Source organism: Paenarthrobacter sp. PAE-2 (assembly GCF_026013155.1).
Lineage (GTDB): Bacteria > Actinomycetota > Actinomycetes > Actinomycetales > Micrococcaceae > Arthrobacter > Arthrobacter ureafaciens.
This window is the reverse complement of the sequence record NZ_JAPDNV010000023.1, coordinates 1-19,433: the sequence shown is the minus strand read 5'-3', so window position 1 is coordinate 19,433 and position 19,433 is coordinate 1. Positions and strand designations below refer to the sequence as shown.

Sequence of the window (19,433 nt, the reverse complement as noted above, 5' to 3'; positions counted from 1 at the left end):
TCCCAGAATCCGGGAGCATCATGGATGCATGAAAAAGAACGGCCCCGAAGCCAAGCTCCTTGTTGTTGACGACGAACCCAACATTCGTGAGCTTCTCTCCACGTCACTGCGTTTCGCAGGTTTCGAGGTCGTTGCAGCGTCCAATGGTCGCGAAGCGCTTGCTGCTGCGGACACCCATGCCCCTGACCTCGCCGTATTGGACGTCATGCTCCCGGACATGGACGGCTTCACCGTAACCCGACGCCTCCGCGCAGCGGGCAAGCACTTCCCGGTCCTTTTCCTCACGGCCAAGGATGACACCGAGGACAAGGTCACCGGACTGACCGTCGGCGGCGACGACTACGTCACCAAGCCCTTCAGCCTGGACGAAGTGGTCGCACGCATCCGGGCTGTCCTCCGCCGCACCCAGCCGCTTGAAGACGACGACGCCGTTATCCGCGTCGACGACCTCGAACTCGATGACGACGCCCACGAAGTCCGGCGCGGCGGCACGGTGATCGAGCTGTCCCCCACGGAATTCAAGCTGCTGCGCTACCTGATGCTCAACCCCAACCGCGTCCTCTCCAAGGCCCAGATCCTGGACCACGTGTGGGAGTACGACTTCAACGGTGATGCCTCAATCGTTGAGTCGTACATCTCCTACCTTCGCCGGAAGGTAGACATCGACCCCGACGCCCCGGCCCTCATCCAGACCAAGCGCGGCGTGGGCTACGTGCTGCGGACGGCAGAGAAGCGCTGACCTTGCTGCAACGCTGGAAAACAGCGTCCCTGAGGTCGCAACTCGTTGCCATCATCATGGGACTCCTCCTACTGGCCCTCGCGGCCACCGGGGCAGGCACGCTGACGCTCGTCAAGAGTTATCTCCAAGGCCAGGTGGACGACAAACTCAAGGCCGCCGTCGCCCTTGCCCTGGACCAGCAGTCCTTTGACAAGCTCTCCGAATACAACCCCGCGGTCCCGACGGACTACTCGCTGACGCTGTATGTACCCGGAATTGCGCCCTACCAATTTGGCGGCAGCCCCGACGACCGTCCGGCCATTTCCAGCATCACCCCGGCTGAGGCGAAGGCCCGCGGAAACACACCGTTCCAAGTCAACGGCACCGCAGGCAACAACTGGCGGGTGGTGGCCGTAGGCGTGACCGCCAACGGCAAGAACGGCGTGGTCATCATCGGCCTTCCGCTGGCACCCGTGGACAAAGTCATGGAACATGCCGTCCTGGTGGTGGTCGGTGTGGGGCTGCTGACCCTGGTGCTGGCGTTCTTCATTGCCACCTGGACTGTGGCCCGTTCCTTCCGGCCCCTGGCGAAGGTGGAGAAGACGGCCGCTGCAATTGCGGCCGGGGACCTGTCCCGCCGCGTGGAGATCGACAACATCCATACCGAAGTCGGCCGGCTGGGCGGCTCCCTCAATGCCATGCTGGCCCATATCGAGGCCTCGTTCGCGGCACGGGCAGCTTCCGAAGCACGGATGCGCCGGTTCGCGGCCGACGCTTCCCATGAGCTGCGCACCCCGCTGGTTACCATCCGCGGCTTCTCGGAGCTCTATCGCCATGGGGCCCTCACTTCGCCAGAAGACGTGGCAACCGCCATGGGCAGGATCGAAAGCGAAGCCAAACGCATGGGTTCAATGGTGGAGGACCTTCTCATGCTGGCAAGGCTGGACGAACAACGGCCGCTCAACCTCAAGCCCGTCGACCTGCAGTTGCTGGCCAACGACGCCGTGGTGGACACCAAGGCGTCCTCCGGCAACAGGACCATCAAGCTGGTGGGATTGGACGGCGCCTCCCCCGCTGCTGCTCCCGTTCAAGGGGACGAAGCCAAACTCCGCCAGGTCATCGGCAACCTCGTCGGCAATGCCCTGCGCTACACCCCGGAAGGCAGCCCCATTGAACTCGCGGTAGGGGTCCGGGACGTTCCCGAGGGCAGGATGTCCGTGATCGAGATCCGCGACCACGGGCCGGGGATTCCCGATGACGAGGCCAGCAAGGTCTTTGAACGCTTCTATCGGGCCGACACTTCCCGGACCCGGGAAACCGGCGGCAGCGGCCTGGGGCTGGCCATTGTGGCGGCAATTGTTGGCAGCCACGGCGGTTCCGTGCGGGTGCAGGATACCGACGGCGGCGGCGCGACACTGGTGGTCAGCCTTCCACTCCACGAGGAACCGGCCGAGGCGTTATCCACATAGCGGCGACGTGCTGTTCCACGCGTTGGGGGTAGTTCATAGGCTCTTGTCTTGTGGCCCACGCACCCACCGCAAACCGCGGAACAACCTCGTCGAAAGGCTTTATTCATGAGTGTCATCTCCGTAGACACCGAATTGCTGCAACTCAAGGCGTCCAACGTCAAGACCACCGTGGACAGGATCAGCGCCGACGTTCAGGCCATGAAGATGGGCCTTGAAGAGCTGCAAGCCACGTGGCGCGGTTCGGCTGCCAGCAACTTCCACGCGCTCGTCCTTGAGTGGGCATTGACCCAGGGCAAGGTGGAGGCATCCCTCGCATCCATCAACGTGGCCTTGGCTTCGGCGGCAACCAGCTATGCCGAGGTTGAACAGGGCAATACCCAGCGCTTCGCCTACTAGGAGCGCTCCTTCCACTGTGCCCGGAGCCCTTATCCGGGACATGACCCCTGCGGGGCCGGCCGATGTCCCCCTTTCGGCCGGTCCCGCAGGCTACTTCCCGCAGGTACTTTCCACAGTCTGCTTCTCGCCGCCTGTTCCCCGCCGGTTGCTCCCCGCAGGTTCCGCCGGAATATCTTCGGGGTTCGCAGCATGAAGCGGTACCGCTCAGCTCTCCGGCGTCCCCTGATGGAAGCGGAGCCTCCACTGTCCGCGTTCCAACAGCCAGACCGAGCTTCGGAGCGCCGAACCCGAGTGCGCGAGGCTCCTGTAGTTGAGCAGGATCGTGTTTTCACTCAGACGGTCCGCGCTGAGCAGTTCCAGTTCCACGTGCTCGCCGGGATCTTCCTCCAGCGCCACCATCATCGCGTCGCGGGTCCAGAACCTGCCGGACTGGCCGATCTCCGCGAAGTCCGGATGAAGCAGGACGCCTATCCGCCCGATGTCAGCACGCACATCAGGGCGGAGGAGCTCCCGTTCCAGTGCCACGACCAGTTCTTCCGGTGTCAGCTCCGGGGCAGCGGCATCTTCCAGCTCGCTGAACAGGTCCGCTTGGCCGAAAATGCCGGATTCACCGAACAAGGTGGGCTCCGAATGCAGCCGTGGAGCACGGTCCAGCTTCGAGGCAGGCAAGGGGCTGGAGGGGGCAGGCGCCTTGGCGGCCGGGGATGAAGCGGGAGTTGCGGCGGGAGCTGCGGCCGATGCAGCGGCTGGTGCCGCGTGCACAGGAACTGGCTCCGCAGCTGCTCCGGAGGCTCCGGAGAAACCGGGGCCGGTGGGCGCTGCCACGCCTTGCTGATAGGCGGTTGCAACGGCCCTGGCGCGTTCGTCCGCGGCCTCGTTGAGCTCATGGCCTGCATGGCCCTTGACCCATTCAAAGGTGTACTTGCGCCCTGCGATCGCGCGATCGATGTCCTTGAGGAGATCGACATTCAACACGGGTTTACCGTCGGCCTTGCGCCAGCCCTTGCGCTTCCACCCCGGCATCCACTTGGTGATGCAGTTGATGACATATTGGCTGTCGCAGAGAATCCGCAGCTCTTCGTGCGGGATGTGGGCGGTGGAACGGAAGAGGTCCAGCACCGCCATCAGTTCGCCCATGTTGTTGGTTCCGTGGGGCCATCCACCGGCGCGCCAACAGGAGTCGTCAACATACCAGGCCCATCCGGCCGGCCCGGGATTACCGAGGGCAGAACCATCGGCGGCAGCAATAATCGTCATGCAATCAATCCTGCCAGACCTCACAGACACTGAAGCCGCGTCACTCCTCCATCGTGACCGCGGGAACCATGCCAAGTCGCCGCAATTCTCCCCACGAACTGGACGTATTCGCGGCTTTTCGCCGATCCACGCGTCAAAGGAGCCCTGGCAGGAAACGCCGACGGCGGCCCCCACCCGAAGGTGAGGACCGCCGTCGTCGTTGCTAAGCGTGATGCTGCAGGACAGGAGGCTTAGAAGCCGCCCATGCCGCCCATCTCGTCGCCGCCCGGAGCCGGAGCGTTCTTCTCCGGCTTGTCAGCAACAACAGCCTCGGTGGTCAGGAAGAGACCAGCGATGGAAGCTGCGTTCTGGAGGGCCGAACGGGTGACCTTTACGGGGTCGTTGACGCCGGCAGCCAGCAGGTCTTCGTAGACGCCGGAGGCAGCGTTCAAGCCGTGGCCCGAAGGCAGGCCGCGAACCTTGTCCACCACAACGCCCGGCTCCATGCCTGCGTTGAAAGCGATCTGCTTCAGCGGTGCGTCGATGGCAACCTTGACGATGTTGGCACCCGTTGCCTCGTCACCCTGCAGCGTGAGGTTGGCGAATGCCTTGGCGCCTGCCTGGATGAGGGCAACACCACCACCGGCAACGATGCCTTCTTCAACGGCAGCCTTCGCGTTGCGGACGGCGTCCTCAATACGGTGCTTGCGTTCCTTGAGCTCAACTTCGGTAGCGGCACCGGCCTTGATGACTGCAACGCCGCCGGCCAGCTTGGCCAGGCGTTCCTGCAGCTTCTCGCGGTCGTAGTCGGAATCGGAGTTCTCGATCTCGGCGCGGATCTGGGCAACACGGCCGGCGATCTGCTCGGCGTCGCCAGCACCTTCAACGATGGTGGTCTCGTCCTTGGTGACAACAACCTTGCGGGCGGTGCCGAGGAGCTCCAGTCCAGCGTTCTCCAGCTTGAGGCCTACCTCTTCGGAGATGACCTGGCCACCGGTGAGGATGGCGATGTCGGCCAGCTGGGCCTTGCGGCGGTCACCGAAGCCCGGAGCCTTGACGGCAACGGACTTGAAGGTGCCACGGATCTTGTTGACGATCAGGGTGGCCAGGGCCTCGCCCTCGATGTCTTCGGCGATGATCAGCAGCGGCTTGTTGGACTGCATGACCTTCTCCAGAACCGTGACGAGTTCCTTCACGTTGGAGATCTTGGAGTTGACGATCAGGATGTACGGGTCTTCGAGGACCGTTTCCTGGCGCTCAGCGTCGGTGACGAAGTAAGCGGAGATGTAACCCTTGTCGAAGCGCATGCCCTCGGTGAGTTCCAGCTCCAGGCCGAAGGTGTTGGATTCCTCGACCGTGATGACGCCTTCCTTGCCCACCTTGTCCAGGGCTTCGGCGATCAGTGCACCGATTTCCTGGTCACCGGCGGAGATGGAAGCCGTAGCTGCGATCTCTTCCTTGGTTTCGATTTCCTTGGCGGAAGCAAGCAGTTCGCTGATAACAGCGTCCACTGCCTTCTCGATGCCGCGCTTCAGGGACAGCGGGTCGGCGCCGGCAGCAACGTTGCGCAGGCCTTCCTTGACCAGGGCCTGTGCGAGGACAGTAGCGGTGGTGGTACCGTCGCCAGCGACGTCATCCGTCTTCTTGGCAACTTCCTTGACCAGCTCAGCACCGATCTTCTCGTAAGGATCGTCCAGCTCGATCTCCTTGGCGATGGAAACACCATCGTTGGTGATCGTGGGAGCGCCCCACTTCTTTTCGAGGACGACGTTGCGTCCACGCGGGCCGAGGGTGACCTTGACGGCGTCAGCGAGGGTGTTCAGGCCCCGCTCGAGGCCGCGGCGTGCCTCTTCATCAAATGCAATGATCTTGGCCATAACGGCGGTAGTCCTTTCGGGACAGTCGTTAAGAAGGTACCTGTCAGATGGGATGCCCGCGACGGACGGCCCTTCGCTCGCGGCCTCTGTATGCCCCGCGCTCCGGACCTCACCCCATCAGGGTGTTTCTTGTTCCTCCTTGGCAGCGGCGGTAATCCCTGCTCCGCGGACGGGGCCGGAATTAGCAGTCGATGCGTAGGAGTGCTAAATCAATAATTAGCACTCGACCGTGGAGAGTGCAAGCAGGAAGGCCTCGCTGCTACCCACAGCGAGGCCCATTCAGCCGAAAGCTGAGCCGCTAGGCTACACGCACGCTTTCAGCCTGCGGCCCCTTGAGGCCTTCGCCGAGTTCGAACTCCACGCGTTGCCCCTCTTCCAAGGCGCGGTAACCGTCCATCTGGATCGCCGACCAATGGACAAAAACGTCGTCGCCGGAATCATCCACAGTGATGAAGCCGTACCCTTTTTCGGCGTTGAACCACTTGACGGTCCCCAAAGCCATAATGCCCACACTTTCACAGAAGCTGTTGCCGGCAGCCGGGATCTCCGCGCCGGAATTCATCCACTGTAACCACTGTCACGGCCGGTTCGCTGCTCCCGGCCAGTGAGGGGCTGCTTTTGTTATTGAGGCTTAACCGAGTTCTGCCGGATGGACTCCGGATCCCTGTATTTTCGGCTCTTTACTGGTAGCCGGGTCCCACTACGACGACCAAGGGCTGCTGCACGTCCGGGGACTCCACAACGGTGGTGATGCCCAGCAGGGAAGCTACGGCATCGGCGTTCGCCTTCTGCTTCGGAGCGTTGTAGAAGACCACGGACGTCTGCTGCGGAAGTCCTCCCCAGTTTCCTACCGCGCCCAGCGCCCATCCGTCTCCCTGAACCAACCCGGCGACGCGGCTGGCCAGCCCGGCGGTGGCAGTGCCGTTGTAGACAGCCACTGCAGTCGTCTTGTCGACAGGAGCCGAAGAAGGCGTTGCAGACGGCGACTCCGAGGCAGTCGTGTCCGGAGTGGGTTCGCCCGAAGCGATAGGCGCGCTCTCCGACGTCGTGGGTGTTGCCGAAGGTGCCGCCTCGCTCTGCTGTGCGGCCGGCGTCGAGGTGCTGGAAGATGCCGAGGGCGCCACGATGCCCAGCCGCGGAAGGATCAGGAATGCCACCAGGCCAAGAACCAAGGCCACGGCGCCCACAGTGAGGACCGGCCACAGAGTAGGCCGCGGCGTTTCCGTGGCGTCCCTGTGCACACCCTGACGGGACGTGTTTTGCGGAACCCGGTCGAATTCATCCTTGGCATATTTGGTCATGGTGAAGCGTTGTCCTTGCTGGTTGCTGCTGACAGTTCAGCCGTGCGAATTATGCGTCGGACCCCAAGCGACGCGCTGTGCGCGCACGTTGGCGCGACGTACGTAGTCTACGCAGTCTCTTGACCAGCATGGGATCGTGGGCCAAGGCTTCCTCGGTATCGATCAGCGCATTCAGGATCTGGTAATAGTGCGTTGCGGAGAGATCAAACAGTTCGCGGATGGCCTGTTCCTTGGCCCCGGCGTACTTCCACCACTGCCGCTCCAGGGCCAGTATCTGCTGCTCGCGCTCACTCAACGGAGAATCTGCCCGAACACCTGCGGCCAGGTCTGCAAGGGCGAAACCGGTGCCCTGCTCCGCCATCGATTCCGGCGCGGGTTCGGCCACGGCACACTCCTCAAGACGCGGGTAAGGGGATTTCCTCCTCCCCATGTTACGGGCGAATAACACCACTGTCATTCGGAAGTGCCGCGCGTCACGGGAGACAATTGCCGGGTGACTGGTGAGGAAGCGCTCTTTGACTTGGAACCTGCAAGCCCCTCGGGTCAGGGCTTTGATGAACTGTTGGACACGCCGCTGGAGGACTTGATGGCGCCGGACTGGGCGCAGGCCCTGAGCCCGGTTGAGCCGCAGCTTCGCGCGGCACTGGGCTTCGTCGCTGCGCAGGCCGGGCAGGGAGCGCAGGTCCTTCCCGCCGCCGGCAATCTGCTGAGGGCTTTTCGTCAGCCGCTGGCCGACGTGAAGGTCCTGATACTGGGACAGGACCCGTACCCCACGCCGGGACACGCCGTCGGGCTTTCCTTCTCCGTCTCCCGGGAGACGCGGCCCATCCCCCGGAGCCTGGCCAATATCTACCGCGAACTTCACGACGACCTTGGACTGCCGCCACGCGTCCACGGCGACCTCAGTGCCTGGGCGCGGCAAGGAGTGCTGCTGTTGAACCGCGTCCTCAGCGTGAATGCCGGGAACGCAGGCTCGCACCGCGGCAAGGGATGGGAAACCGTCACGACGGCGGCCGTCAACGCCGTGGTGAACCGCGCCGACGCCGACGGGCAGCCTAAGCCGCTCGTGGCCGTTCTTTGGGGGAAGGACGCGGAGTCCGTGGGGCCACTGCTGAACGGGGCACCGTCGATTGTGTCCGCACATCCAAGTCCGTTGTCGGCGTCCCGCGGATTTTTTGGGTCCAAGCCCTTCAGCCGGACGAACGAGCTGCTGCGTGAACAGGGCGCCGAACCCGTCGACTGGGAACTCCCCGTCCTGTAGCCCCGCCTCCCCAGCGATCCTCTCTCACATCCCACCCCGTTCTGGTAATTCCTCTGGCACATCCCACCCCCTTCCGGTGATCCCTCTGGCACATCCCACCCCGTTCCGGTGATCCATCTGGCACTTACTACCCGGTCGGTAATGGGCTCGGGGGCGGGCGGAAGCCTGCAGCGGCAGGAAAAGTACACACGGCAAGGCCCGACGGCGGCACCCGGCCGAGCGCCGTCGTCGAACTATCCGGCGGGGGACGTGAAAGAGCAACACGAAAAACGCGTCGGGACGTGAAAGAGCGACGCACAAAACGCGTCGGGACGTGAAAGAGCAACGCGGAAAACGCGTCAGGACGTGAAAGAGCGACGCCGGCGGTATGTAACGTTCCGCGCATCCCCAGCAAATGTACAGTGAATCAGCTTAGGCTTGCCTTATGAATGCCGCCCTTCCCGTCACTTCGTCCGCCGACCGCAAAACGCGCCCCCAGGTCAACCTGACGGTGCTGCGCAAGGAGCGGTTGTCGCCGCACATGATCCGGATCATCGCGGGTGGCCCGGGATTCAAGGACTACGCGCAGAACGAGTACGTGGACAGGTACGTCAAGATCGTTTTCCCGCAGCCGGGCGTCGACTACGAGCTGCCGCTGGACCTGTGGGCCATCCGGGAATCCATGCCCCGCGAGCAGTGGCCCCATACCCGGACCTACACCATCCGCTGGGTCAATCTTGAAGCGCAGGAACTTGCCATCGACTTCGTGGTCCACGGCGATGAAGGCCTCGCCGGCCCTTGGGCAGCGGCGGCTGAACCCGGTGACGCGCTGACCTTCACAGGGCCCGGGGGTGCCTACAATCCGGCACCCGACGCCGACTGGTACCTCTTTGCCGGGGATGACGCCGCGATTCCGGCGATCGCCGCGTCCATTGAGGCGCTGGCACCGGAGGCGCGGGGCGTGGCGTTCCTCGAAGTAGACAGCGCCGACGACGTCCTTCAAATCACCGCCCCCGCCGGCGTCGAACTGAACTGGCTGCAGCGGAACGGGGTACCTGCCGGATCCAGCGAACTGCTGCTCGAATCCCTCCGGACCATGGAATGGCTTCCCGGACGGGTGGACGTCTTCGCCCACGGTGAGCGGGGCTATATGAAGGGCCTCCGCGAGATCTTCTTCGTGCAGCGCGGCCTGGAACGCTCCCAGGTCTCCCTGTCCGGCTATTGGGCCCAGGGTCGCGTGGAGGAAGTGTTCCAGGCCGAGAAGAAACTGCCTGTCGGCAAGATTTAGCCGACAGGCAGGACCAGCGCGACTTACCGGCGCCGCACCCTGCGCCGTTCGTTGCTGGACAGGCCCTTCGTCAAGGGTCGGGCCAAGTTGTCGCCAAGCACAATGCCGGCAGCGACGCCAAGGACAATCGCCGCCGCATTGAGCATGCCACCGGCACCCGCCAGGATGTCGCCGCCTTCGACCGTCAAGGCATACATTGACCGGAAGATCGTGAGGCCCGGCAGAAGGATCAACGCTGCCGGAACGGCGACCACGAGCTGCGGAGCACCAAGCTTCAGGGCCACGACGCGGCCCAACAAGCCGATGACCATCGCCGAGATGGCGGGCGACAAACGGTCACCAAGACCGAGTTCGCCAACGCCCCACAAGACAAAGAAGCCCGCCAGCCCGACTGCCGCCGTCGGAAGTAACAGCCGCATCTGTGTCTGTTCGGTGACACCAATAGCCACCACGGCGATCGCAATGAGGATCGCCTGTCCCCACAACGGGTAGGCCGGCGGGAAAGTATTGGTGACGTCCAGGACCTGGCTGCCCATCAGGGTTCCAACCACCACAGCGACGCCGATGCCCGCCACGATCGCGCCGAAAGTCAGCAGGGTAGACAGGAAGCGGCCTGCGGCCGTGACCGGAAAGCCGTTAATCGCATCCTGTACCGACGAAACAAGCCTGCCCGTGGGGAGCAGCAGGAGGATGCCGCCGGCCACCACGATGGACGGAGCTATGTCCGCACCCGCCCAACGCAGCATCAAAGCAACAAAGGTGACCACAAAAGAACTGGCCATGGTGACGAAGAAGTCCGGAGTCCGCCAGCGAATCAGCTGGCGCGCCAGGAGGCTGATCAACATGTTGGAGGCAAAAGCCAGGGCCGAAGCTCCGGGACCACCGCCAAGCACCCCGACGAACACGGCGGCAAACACACCGAACGCCACAGTGACCATCCAGCGGGGGAAGGGCTTGGCGCTGCGCGTGATCTCGTTGAGCCGCCGAACGGCCTCGTCCCGTCCCACTCCCCCGGCGACAATAGCCGAAACCAACTGGTGCACCTGGGCCAGACCCGCATAGTTATTGGTCCACGACCTCACCACACGCAACAGGGTGATGGGCGTTTGGTCCTTCGGCGCGTAGTTGATGGCCACCGACTGGTTGGTGATGTCCACCTCGACGTTCTTCAGGCCCAACGCCGCGGTCACGGCGATCATGCTCGTTTCGACCTCAAGCGCACCGGCCCCGTAACGGAACATTGCCTCGGCCAGGTGCAGTGCGAAGTCGATGGTCTTGCGCGCCGAGGCGTCGACGCCCACCACCTGGATGGTGGGGTTGGCGTAAGGGCTGCCGGCCAGGCGGTCCACGATGTTCATGGGCGCCGTTGGCGGGCTGTCACCTTGCACCAAGCGCATCAGCATCCGCTTGGCGTACGCATTCTGCCGGACCTGCGAGGGCCGCAGCGGCTGGGTTTTCGGCAAGCCGTCCGTATGAGGCCTGCCGCCATTGCCCTCGGGGCGTTCAGTCATGCAGCATTCCTCCTTTGGATTAGTTCTTCCTGAGGAACTTCCCGATCACCGGCAGTTTTGCCGGTTCCCGCAAGTTTCCCAAAACGGTCTGGGCGGCTCCTGCAAGCTTCCTGGCCACCCGGTAGGCGGTGTACTTGACCGGACTGACGGGAGCAACGAAGTCGCCGATGAGCTGGACCACCTCTCCGCCAAAACCCTTCTTGAACTCGTACCCACCATGGCCCGATTCATCCTGCCCCTGGATGCCGAATGTGCCATAGAAGTTGTACCGCGAGTAGCCGTTGTTCAGGGCGTGGAGCATCATGCCCCAGTACAAGGAGGTGGCACCGTTGAAGTAGATGTAATCCTGGACGGTTCCACCAATGACGCACGTGAGCTCGTCCCCGGAGCAAGCGAAATGGATGGCCGCCACGGTGGCAACTCCCACGGAATCCGGGAAGCGCTCGATGTCCTTCAGGCTGCGCTCGTAGCTGTCCACCAGGTCCTGTACAACCTTGACCCGGTTGGCCTTTTTCTTGCTGCCGGTCTCCTCCACTTCGCGTTTCAGGTCCGCGAGGTTCTTGGATTCCGTCTCGAGTCGCTCAGTGATGGAGGCGCGGTATTCCGGGATGTTGATCTTGGCCATCATGAGCTTGGTGAACTCATCGGAGGTGTTGCGCAGCAGTTGCTCGTAGTACTCGCGTTCGCGGTAGGTGAAGCCCTTCTCGTCGCCGGCGGTCTTCAGCGCGTTGTAGAAGTCGTCCAATGTTTCCAGCGTGGCCTGCTCCAGGTACACACCGTTTTTTTCGGCCTTCCGGATGGCCTTGCGGGTCCGGTAGTTCATTCCCATGATGAGCTCTTCGGCATCCGAGATGCCGTCCAGGGTCTTGATGAACATCCAGTTGATGTTGGCGAAGTTCATGTCGAAGCCCTGGTGTTTGAACCCGAAGCCCTCGAGCTCCTTCAGCAGCGGCCGGTTGTCTTCGATCTCGGGGTGCTCCGCGCCGTCTTCGTCCCGGGCGATGTACTTGACGTTGGGCGAGATACGCAGTTCCGCCGCCTTCTTCGAGGCGGCATGCTTCTTCAACTGCTCGACGACGAACCTCACCGCAGCGGCGTCGCTGTAGTCCATCAGTGGTCCCTTGGCGCAATCCGCCACTTTGTAACCGATGCGGTTGGACGTGTAGACGAGCTTTCCGGCGGCGATGAGGCTCCCGCCCTGGGTGACGCCGAACAGTTCGATTTCCTGCCCGCGGGCACGCTGGAAGCGAGTGAGGTCCATGGACTGAATGAAACTCCCTTGGGGGTGTCCCTTGGCGAAGGTCTCAAATTCAGCGTCGCTGAGAAGAACGAATTCCATGGAGTTTCCAGCTTCAATCGGAGTCAAAGAAATTACCTCATCTAGTTGGATATGCACCGTTGGTGGCCGGGGCGGGCCTGGTCTGTTGGCTGACGCTTCGAGTTTTCGGCGCGTCAGGCGCCGGTCAGTAGAACTGACCACCCGTGCGCATGGTCTCTATACGGCGGAGGACCTTCTCTCCGCCCTTGAGCCACAGCTTGTACCGGAGAGGACTCAGGACGAGGTCATAACAACCAACAAAGTCCGTGACGGTCTTAGTAAAGCTCGTCTTGAACAAGCCCATGCCGTACAGCGGGTGGGTTTTGTCCTTGATAAGGGCTGAGGACGGAGTGCCGCAGAAGTCGTATTCGACGCATCCGAGTTCCTGCATGCGCTGGATGGCCGCCCATTGTGTCAGGTGCGAATCCCCGTACTGCTTGCGGTTCTGGGTGGAGCCGCCGTCCTTGTACGTAGCTTTGGACCCGTAGTTGATCACGAAGGCACCCACACTCGGCTGTCCGTCCTCGTAGACGAAGAAGAAGTGGCCTTGCCCGCGGCTGCTGAACTCGTTCCAGAATTTGGCGTAGTAGTCGTAGCTGCGCAACGGCATGGCGCCCTTGGCGTTCACGGTGTTCTGCATGAGAGCGTAGAGCTTCTTGTAGCTCTCTTCGCCGGCTTCTTCCTGGATGACTTCGCACCCCTCGCGCTCTGCCCTTCTTACAGCATTGCGGGCACGGGAAGAGATGCTGCGGAGGACCTCGTTGGAGGGCTTCCTGATATCCAGAATCGCGGTGGAGTCGTTGGACTGGATGTTGGGAGCCTTAACCAGCCCAGCCGCCTTCAGTTGCGCAGCCACCTCAGGTGACTCCACGACGTCGGGCTCTATCTTGACGGTGAAGACGTTCAGCTTCCGTTCCCTGGCCAGGGTTGCGACGGCGTCCAGCATCGGTTTGATGTCTTCGACGGACTCTGCGTCGGGGCCCTTGATCAGGTACCAAAGGCGCCCCAAGACAGGGAAATTCTTCTCCAGCAGCAGGTTGTAGCTGGAGTACTCAGCAGTCTCGATGACGAGCCGCCGGACCAGCCAGCCGTTACCGTCCTTAACCGCGGCATAAGCGTCCGACTGCAGCATGTTGCCGCCGTTCGGGTTCGCCGTGACGTGCTTGTCCCAGTTATCGGTTTCCTCGGCGGTGGCAAAGCGGGCGGTAAATTCTCGCAAGGTGGCCGTGTCCAATCTCAGGGTTCGGTGCAGTGTTCAAGCAGGGTTCAAAGCGTGGTGCGCATGCGGACATGCAGGATCAAGTCTATCGGGGACAGCTTGATTGGCGATTCCAGACCGGAACCAAACGATGCACCGGCACCCAGACGTGATGACCGTTGGAGACCGGATTCCGCATAAGTGGTCACGGTCGACCCAACTCTTAGGGAAAGACGGACCGTTCCGCGATCAGCCCCGAATAGCCTGTGCGGGGTCCGCCCGCGAAGCCGATATTGCAGGATATACAGATGCAAGAACCCCGGTTACTGCTCCGGCTATGACCCCCACCGTGACCGCTTCCAACGCCAGGACCGGGGTCCACCCTTGATGCAGGCAAAACGCCAGAAGTGTCATCATCCCTGCCGCGCCTCCGGCCAATCCGCCGCCGGTTCCAACCAGCAGGCCCTCAAGTACAAACATCCGGCCAATACTCGCGCGGCCGGCCCCGATCGCCCGGCGAAGCGCAATTTCCGGCCTTCGCGTCTGGACCGTCAGGTACATGGAAGTCGCAGAACTAAGACAGGCTAACGCGAGCAGGACCCGGGAAAGAAGGCCGATGAACACACTCAAATCAGTGGTTATACCTCTTCTCAATGACCGGAGATCTGCCACAGTACTCACCGTGAAGTACTCGGGATGAGCCGCGTTCAAAGCAAGCGGCACCGCATCGCGCAGCGGAGCGGGGAACCCGGGGACAGTACGCACAATGAACACTGGTTTGGACAAGACAGGGTGGTCGAAGTCCCCTATGCCCAGGACGATGCTGTCGGAGAGCAATTGGTTCCGTCCGGGGCTTTCAATGACGCCAACTACTGGCACGGGCTGCCCGTCGACCCAAATCTTTTCATCTGGCCCTGCAGCTGAAACACCCCAGCGCGTGGCGGCTTCGCGTCCTAGAAGCGCTACGGGTTTCCCAAATGCCCCATCCAGGAGCGACAGCGCAGAACTGGGCTCAACAACGGCATCATTCAGCGCAAGATAATGCGAGTCCACAGCTAGCAGGGAATCTGCGAACGTTGGCTCTTGCAGTGCCAGGCCGGGCTGAAAACGGGACGGCTTTAGATCTTTCGAAGCCAGGTCGTAGCGCAAACCAACGTCTACAACCCCATCCAGTCCCTCTATCCTTTTCCTCTGCTCCGTAAACCCGATCCCACTGGCGTCATAGGCTTGTGCTCCTGACGCGCTCATTGACACTTGCAGTTCATCAAGCGCTGCCTGGGCCAGACGCTCCGAAACTTGGGAGGATGCAGTTTGGCTTAGTCCCACAGACAAAACAAGCCCGCCTGATCCCAGCATGAAGGCGAGGATGAGAAGCATTGTCCGTCCTGTCCGTGACGTCAGCGCTGTCAACGCGTCATATACGTCGTCGATCACCCCCTGCCAACGTGCCGGTTTCCGTCCAGAAGCCGGCGAAGCCGTCGTTTCAACTGCGCACGCCTTAGCAGCTCCGGTGTCCGTCGAGCTTGACGCCGGTGCTTCATGGGCATGAACGACTGATCCTTCCAAAGCGCCGTCCACGATTTTCACTTGCGATCGAGCTGCGGCCGCAACAGCGGGATCGTGCGTGATGACGACGATAGTCATCCCCTTTGCATTGAGGGTCCTGAGTTCCTCGATGACTCGTTCCGTGTTGGCGACGTCCAAGTTGCCTGTCGGTTCGTCGGCAAACAGAACTTTTGGGTTAGTCGCGAGGGCGCGCGCCAGTGCCAAACGCTGACGTTCACCTCCGGACAAATTTCTACCGAGCGCATCCTGACGGTGAAGAAGTCCCACCCGCTCGAGGGCAGGGCGGATACGCAATTTTCGTTCTCTGCGAGCACGGTGTTGAATACGAAGTCCAAGGGCAACGTTCCTGGCCGACGACTCTTCAGTCATCACATGCGATGCTTGAAAGACGAAGCCGAACATCTCCGACCTCAACGCATCTCGTTGCCGCTCACCCAACCCGGCCACATCGTGACCGTTGACGTGATAAGTGCCATCCGTCGGCCGGTCCAAGAGGGCAAGGACATTCAACAGCGTGGACTTTCCTGATCCGGACGGCCCGATAATTGCAAGAAAGTCGCCTTCGCATATCTGCAGATCTACGCCGAGCAAAGCTTGGGTCGCGGAGTCTCCCACATAGTAAGTTCGACCGACCCCCTTCATCGTCAAGAGTGGTCTCGCGTCACTTGTAGGAAGGGGGCCCGTCACGAGACGATCACCAATGTTCCGGGTTGTAGTAGCGAAGTCTCCTCGATAGCAACCCATCCGTCGCGCTGCTCGGTTACTGTAATGTCCACCCGTTCGGGCGTTGGGCTGCTTTGTCCCTGCCCCTGCGCTCCTGACAAGATCACGTAGGGGCCCCGGTCATCCTGCTTGACAGCGGTCAAAGGGACGGCCAAAGATTCAATGGCCGCTTCGTGGACCTTGATTGAAACCGACTGCCCTGGCTTTGGTGGCGTTCCCTCCACGGGAACAGTGGACACGACGTCCATGCCCGGAACGACACCCTTCTCGGGGTCTCCTTCGCTAAAAGAACCAAGGCTTTGGATTGTTCCCTTTGCCAAGTACCCTTCATCTTCGAGATCGACCTGCTTGCCCACAACGAGCGCATCGGCCTGGTCTATGGTGGCACGCCCAACCACCATGTCAGGGGCCGTCTGGACGATCCCCAAGCTCAAATCTTCCGCTAATACATCGCCGGGTCGTACCAAGGTCATGATCGTTCCCGTATTCCCCGGGATCTGCACGAACTCCCGCCAGCGAAAAACAACCTTCTTGTCTTCAGACGTGGGGGCCGTCAATTGGCGGTCGTGGTAGAAGTTCTTGAAGGCGTTCTCCGTACGCTGATCAAAAGTTCCCGTGGCATCTGGCCAGTACCCCATGCCCTGAAGCCACTTCTGCAGCCCCAGTACGTCCGGCCCCCGGTCGCCCTCATGAAGGTCCCGATAGAGCGGCACGTCGGAGGGCATGACAATGACAGGACGTCCTGAAACCGCCGCGATAAGCATCCCCGGGGCGACCGTCGCGCCTGTGTCTACATACACGGCCGTCACGACCGCCCGGTCGGCTCCCTTGGGGATAGATGCACGCACCGACACGGAGGGACCGGCGGTCATCGTTGCCGAAACGATGACCGAAGCGGCCAGTGACTTCCTTTCCACAGCAGCGTTCACCTGAATTTTTGCGTCTACGGAATCGATGGCTGAAGTTACAGGTGTTCTCATTTGGCTTCCGAGAACGAACGAACCGGCTGTGCACGCTAGAACAACGCATAGGAAGACTAGAACACGTCTGATTCGTGGGACCCGCGGAAGCTTTACAACTATAGGGCCGCTCCGGCCCACTACAGACCGCCATATCCGTGTTGGCGAAGAATATCCTGCGCTGTAGTCAATGCAGCCGCCTTTTCGTCTGCCAGTGTGTTCAGCGCGGCTTGATTGACCTCTACGAGGGCAGCTTGGTATTGGGCACGAATGTCCATCAAGCCCTGCATCATGTTTGCTTTGCTCTTGCATTCCGTGTCCTGGAGCGCAGTCCGTATCTCACCCTGCCTGTCGGCCGGGTAAGACGGAACCCAGGCGTCGGGTGAGTCCTGACGCATGGTGATGCCTGAATCCCCAAGGCACTTAATCCATGCCTCACGAAAGCTCTTCCACATGGGATCACGTTCGGCCAGAGCATTGGAATCATTGATAATTTTGGTTAGCAGTGAGTCCTGGCCCGCTACCCTGCTTCGAAATGCTGAAATTTGGTCACCGGCCGTCGATTTATCACATTCAAAATACTTCTTCACGGCGACTTGCGGAGAATCCCGCGTTCCGGAATCATAGATTCCAGGGATTGTCCGGATGGTTGGTCTCTCATATCCATACCGGGCCGCAAACTCCGGAACCCAGACGCCATACGATTGATCCGCTTTCACGTCAAGATTGCCATGCTTCTCAGGCATTACCATCCCGGCATTCTTCATATAGCCCTCGATAATGTACATATTCGCTGCTGTGATGATCATGGACTCTTCGGGGTCTGCTTCGTATGAATCCATTGGCATCCGGATCTCGGCATTAGCGTGGTCCAGTTGTGCGTGCACGCCCGAATAGGGTGACCGGTCAATGGAGGGCAAGGGCCCGGCGTCGGCCTGTGGTCCGGTTTGGTTCACGCCGCACCCTGCAAGCACGAACAGCAGCACTACTGCCATAAGCCGACGCCGAGTCATGGTCACCTTTCGAATTCTTAGTTCAGGAGATTCGCTTGATCAGTACGATTCATCGTGACTGGAAATTCGATTATCCCAATTCCCCCCGCCTGGATAAGCGATATCCGCGAGATAGCTGATTGCCTGTCCCTCCTTCATGTGGAAGGAATTCCCACCGAAGTTTAGGTGTTCGAAGAATGTCACGTATCGGTAGGACGGATTGGTTGTGTACCCAACAATGTTTGATGTTGGATTATTTGCACCGCTACCAACCCAGGTTGTTGCGTAGTTGTTCGAATACTTGGTCCCGTTCCACATGGAGCTTAGGAACAAGCAGACCTGTCCATTTCCACATGTTTACTCTGCTCCAGCGTTGGCCGCACCAGCATTGGCACCAATCATGGTCGGTATTGCGACAACGCTAGCCGCACTAATGCTTAAGAATTTTTTAATTTCACCGTTCTCTCAGTTGGAGTGGAGTCTGGTGGTCACAGGCATCGAAACGTCTAACACTGCGACGTCAGCAGTTGTCCCCCAGTGGGCATGAAAATACCAACCGAGCATGCGGCAAATCAACAGGACGGCAAATTAAAGAATATATCGGGGAAATATAGACGGTCAGAAAGTAATATTTCCGCCACCGCGTCACGATTGGGCCGGTCACTACACATACCTAGGGGATCTGTATCTTCAATCATTTACAAGCTGATAGCTGCCATGCTGCTATTAGAGCCGGACCTGCTCCATGCTCTCCAACTGGATGGCCTTCGGCGCCTTCCCCAGTTCACGCATACCGCTGGTCAAGCGGTCGGCGTTGGTAAGCCGGCTCAGGCTCAGCCCGGTCAGGTCCGCAATCTCCCCGATGGGAACCTGGAAGGTGCGGAAAGGGCCCAGCGGTGGCGGTTCACCTTCCAAGAGTCGCTCAGTGATCGCCTTCTTCAGTTCCACCTTCCCCAGCAATGGAGACTGATCCAGCACGAAGCCGGCAGCACCGAGGGTTCCGTCATTGGTCCAGGCCGCGATCTTCCAGAATTTCTTGGGAATCCTGACGCCCCGGTACTCAGAGTCGTCATCAGCGAAAACCGGCCCGGTGAAGACGCTCAGCTTCGCGTCGAAGGCGTCCGCATGCGTGAGAACGTGATCCTCCAAGCCAACCCACAACTCCTTGCCTTGATTGAAGTCGTCCACTTGGGGTGCGGCGTTCGTGAAGGCGAAAGTGTCCTGGTTGGCTTTCTTGGCTGTGGCAGCATCGCCCCATACGGGGTCGAGCCGCCGGACCAAGTGCCCACGGTCGAACGCGTTGTTCTTGTAAACGTCCGGGCCGGCCTGTTGCTCGCGGGGAATCCGGTCGTCGAAGTGCCAGGTTCCCTCGCGGGCCAAAGGATTCAGTTCACCGCCGCTGATATTCACCCCGACGATCGCTGCGAGCTTCCGGGCAGCCCGGAAACGCACCGAGAAGTGGGTGTAGTCCAGCAGAATCGTCGTCGCCGACGGACTGGGCAACTCAAGGCGTGCCCGCAAGAAATCCCGGTCATATCCCCCGCTCATGCATACAGCATGGCACTAGGGACTGACAGGGAACAGACTCAGCATTCGACGACGTTGACGGCGAGGCCGCCCATCGCGGTTTCTTTGTATTTG

At 61.1% G+C, this 19,433-nt stretch carries 18 protein-coding genes; 6 read left to right on the top strand and 12 right to left on the bottom strand.

Translation table 11 applies throughout. The annotated features are described in order from the left end of the window. Positions 1 to 28: 28 nt before the first annotated feature. The 3 genes from OCL88_RS14245 (at position 29) to OCL88_RS14235 (ending at position 2,583) form a co-directional block, all read left to right on the top strand. Positions 29 to 739, top strand: coding sequence for a response regulator transcription factor (locus tag OCL88_RS14245; protein WP_021473669.1), 711 nt, complete (start codon positions 29 to 31; stop codon positions 737 to 739). Positions 740 to 741: 2 nt separating this feature from the next. Beyond that, a complete protein-coding gene (locus OCL88_RS14240) occupies positions 742 to 2,187 on the top strand; it encodes a sensor histidine kinase (protein WP_264962933.1) in 1,446 nt (481 codons plus the stop codon). 105 nt (positions 2,188 to 2,292) lie between these two features. Then, the gene (locus tag OCL88_RS14235; protein WP_021473671.1) at positions 2,293 to 2,583 is read left to right on the top strand and encodes a WXG100 family type VII secretion target; all 291 of its coding nucleotides are present in this window, start codon (positions 2,293 to 2,295) and stop codon (positions 2,581 to 2,583) included. A 204-nt stretch (positions 2,584 to 2,787) separates the two neighbouring features. Here the strand turns inward: OCL88_RS14235 and OCL88_RS14230 are convergent, their stop codons facing one another. From OCL88_RS14230 to OCL88_RS14210, 5 genes are all read right to left on the bottom strand, one after another. Then, complete coding sequence (locus OCL88_RS14230; protein ID WP_264962932.1) at positions 2,788 to 3,840, bottom strand: ribonuclease HI family protein; 1,053 nt, start codon at positions 3,838 to 3,840, stop codon at positions 2,788 to 2,790. Positions 3,841 to 4,070: 230 nt separating this feature from the next. Beyond that, a complete protein-coding gene (gene groL, locus OCL88_RS14225; protein WP_021473673.1) occupies positions 4,071 to 5,696 on the bottom strand; it encodes a chaperonin GroEL in 1,626 nt (541 codons plus the stop codon). A gap of 298 nt (positions 5,697 to 5,994) precedes the next feature. Beyond that, complete coding sequence (locus tag OCL88_RS14220) at positions 5,995 to 6,198, bottom strand: cold-shock protein (RefSeq protein ID WP_031216907.1); 204 nt, start codon at positions 6,196 to 6,198, stop codon at positions 5,995 to 5,997. A 178-nt stretch (positions 6,199 to 6,376) separates the two neighbouring features. Further along, positions 6,377 to 6,997, bottom strand: coding sequence for a LytR C-terminal domain-containing protein (locus OCL88_RS14215; RefSeq protein WP_264962931.1), 621 nt, complete (start codon positions 6,995 to 6,997; stop codon positions 6,377 to 6,379). A 49-nt stretch (positions 6,998 to 7,046) separates the two neighbouring features. After that, a complete protein-coding gene (locus OCL88_RS14210; protein WP_166185785.1) occupies positions 7,047 to 7,382 on the bottom strand; it encodes a DUF3263 domain-containing protein in 336 nt (111 codons plus the stop codon). 108 nt (positions 7,383 to 7,490) lie between these two features. Here OCL88_RS14210 and OCL88_RS14205 point away from each other — a divergent pair, with 108 nt between their 5' ends. Together OCL88_RS14205 and OCL88_RS14200 are read left to right on the top strand one after the other, a co-directional pair. Next, entirely contained in the window at positions 7,491 to 8,258 is a 768-nt protein-coding gene (locus tag OCL88_RS14205; protein ID WP_264962930.1) for a uracil-DNA glycosylase, read from the top strand. Between the two features lie 424 nt (positions 8,259 to 8,682). After that, complete coding sequence (locus tag OCL88_RS14200; RefSeq protein WP_264962929.1) at positions 8,683 to 9,525, top strand: siderophore-interacting protein; 843 nt, start codon at positions 8,683 to 8,685, stop codon at positions 9,523 to 9,525. 23 nt (positions 9,526 to 9,548) lie between these two features. Here OCL88_RS14200 and OCL88_RS14195 read toward each other — a convergent pair whose 3' ends face one another. The 5 genes from OCL88_RS14195 to OCL88_RS14175 form a co-directional block, all read right to left on the bottom strand. Beyond that, positions 9,549 to 11,036, bottom strand: coding sequence for a threonine/serine ThrE exporter family protein (locus tag OCL88_RS14195; RefSeq protein WP_166185782.1), 1,488 nt, complete (start codon positions 11,034 to 11,036; stop codon positions 9,549 to 9,551). Positions 11,037 to 11,055: 19 nt separating this feature from the next. After that, positions 11,056 to 12,375, bottom strand: a complete 1,320-nt coding sequence (locus tag OCL88_RS14190) for an aminoacyltransferase (protein WP_264962928.1) — start codon at positions 12,373 to 12,375, stop codon at positions 11,056 to 11,058. A gap of 124 nt (positions 12,376 to 12,499) precedes the next feature. After that, positions 12,500 to 13,588, bottom strand: coding sequence for a lipid II:glycine glycyltransferase FemX (locus tag OCL88_RS14185; protein ID WP_264962927.1), 1,089 nt, complete (start codon positions 13,586 to 13,588; stop codon positions 12,500 to 12,502). 213 nt (positions 13,589 to 13,801) lie between these two features. Beyond that, entirely contained in the window at positions 13,802 to 15,733 is a 1,932-nt protein-coding gene (locus OCL88_RS14180; protein ID WP_264962926.1) for an ABC transporter ATP-binding protein/permease, read from the bottom strand. 68 nt (positions 15,734 to 15,801) lie between these two features. Further along, positions 15,802 to 16,566 carry a peptidoglycan-binding protein gene (locus OCL88_RS14175; RefSeq protein ID WP_264962925.1) on the bottom strand — a complete coding sequence of 255 codons (765 nt, stop codon included), beginning with the start codon at positions 16,564 to 16,566 and terminating at the stop codon, positions 15,802 to 15,804. 61 nt (positions 16,567 to 16,627) lie between these two features. On the opposite strand from OCL88_RS14175, the gene OCL88_RS14170 reads away from it, so the two are divergent. After that, entirely contained in the window at positions 16,628 to 16,774 is a 147-nt protein-coding gene (locus OCL88_RS14170) for a hypothetical protein (protein ID WP_264962924.1), read from the top strand. Between the two features lie 166 nt (positions 16,775 to 16,940). Here OCL88_RS14170 and OCL88_RS14165 read toward each other — a convergent pair whose 3' ends face one another. Continuing rightward, entirely contained in the window at positions 16,941 to 17,795 is an 855-nt protein-coding gene (locus OCL88_RS14165; protein WP_264962923.1) for a hypothetical protein, read from the bottom strand. Between the two features lie 723 nt (positions 17,796 to 18,518). After that, positions 18,519 to 19,340 carry a DNA/RNA non-specific endonuclease gene (locus OCL88_RS14160; RefSeq protein ID WP_264962922.1) on the bottom strand — a complete coding sequence of 274 codons (822 nt, stop codon included), beginning with the start codon at positions 19,338 to 19,340 and terminating at the stop codon, positions 18,519 to 18,521. Between the last annotated feature and the right edge of the window lie 93 nt (positions 19,341 to 19,433).

Excerpts from the sequence above, each read along its gene's own strand:
- OCL88_RS14245 (WP_021473669.1), top strand. The coding sequence starts at position 29 with ATGAAAAAGAACGGCCCCGAAGCCAAGCTCCTTGTTGTTGACGACGAA.
- OCL88_RS14235 (WP_021473671.1), top strand. The coding sequence starts at position 2,293 with ATGAGTGTCATCTCCGTAGACACCGAATTGCTGCAACTCAAGGCGTCC.
- OCL88_RS14230 (WP_264962932.1), bottom strand. The coding sequence starts at position 3,840 with ATGACGATTATTGCTGCCGCCGATGGTTCTGCCCTCGGTAATCCCGGG.
- groL (WP_021473673.1), bottom strand. The coding sequence starts at position 5,696 with ATGGCCAAGATCATTGCATTTGATGAAGAGGCACGCCGCGGCCTCGAG.
- OCL88_RS14220 (WP_031216907.1), bottom strand. The coding sequence starts at position 6,198 with ATGGCTTTGGGGACCGTCAAGTGGTTCAACGCCGAAAAAGGGTACGGC.
- OCL88_RS14215 (WP_264962931.1), bottom strand. The coding sequence starts at position 6,997 with ATGACCAAATATGCCAAGGATGAATTCGACCGGGTTCCGCAAAACACG.
- OCL88_RS14200 (WP_264962929.1), top strand. The coding sequence starts at position 8,683 with ATGAATGCCGCCCTTCCCGTCACTTCGTCCGCCGACCGCAAAACGCGC.
- OCL88_RS14195 (WP_166185782.1), bottom strand. The coding sequence starts at position 11,036 with ATGACTGAACGCCCCGAGGGCAATGGCGGCAGGCCTCATACGGACGGC.
- OCL88_RS14190 (WP_264962928.1), bottom strand. The coding sequence starts at position 12,375 with ATGGAATTCGTTCTTCTCAGCGACGCTGAATTTGAGACCTTCGCCAAG.
- OCL88_RS14175 (WP_264962925.1), bottom strand. The coding sequence starts at position 16,566 with ATGCCCTCCGACGTGCCGCTCTATCGGGACCTTCATGAGGGCGACCGG.
- OCL88_RS14165 (WP_264962923.1), bottom strand. The coding sequence starts at position 17,795 with ATGGCAGTAGTGCTGCTGTTCGTGCTTGCAGGGTGCGGCGTGAACCAA.
- OCL88_RS14160 (WP_264962922.1), bottom strand. The coding sequence starts at position 19,340 with ATGAGCGGGGGATATGACCGGGATTTCTTGCGGGCACGCCTTGAGTTG.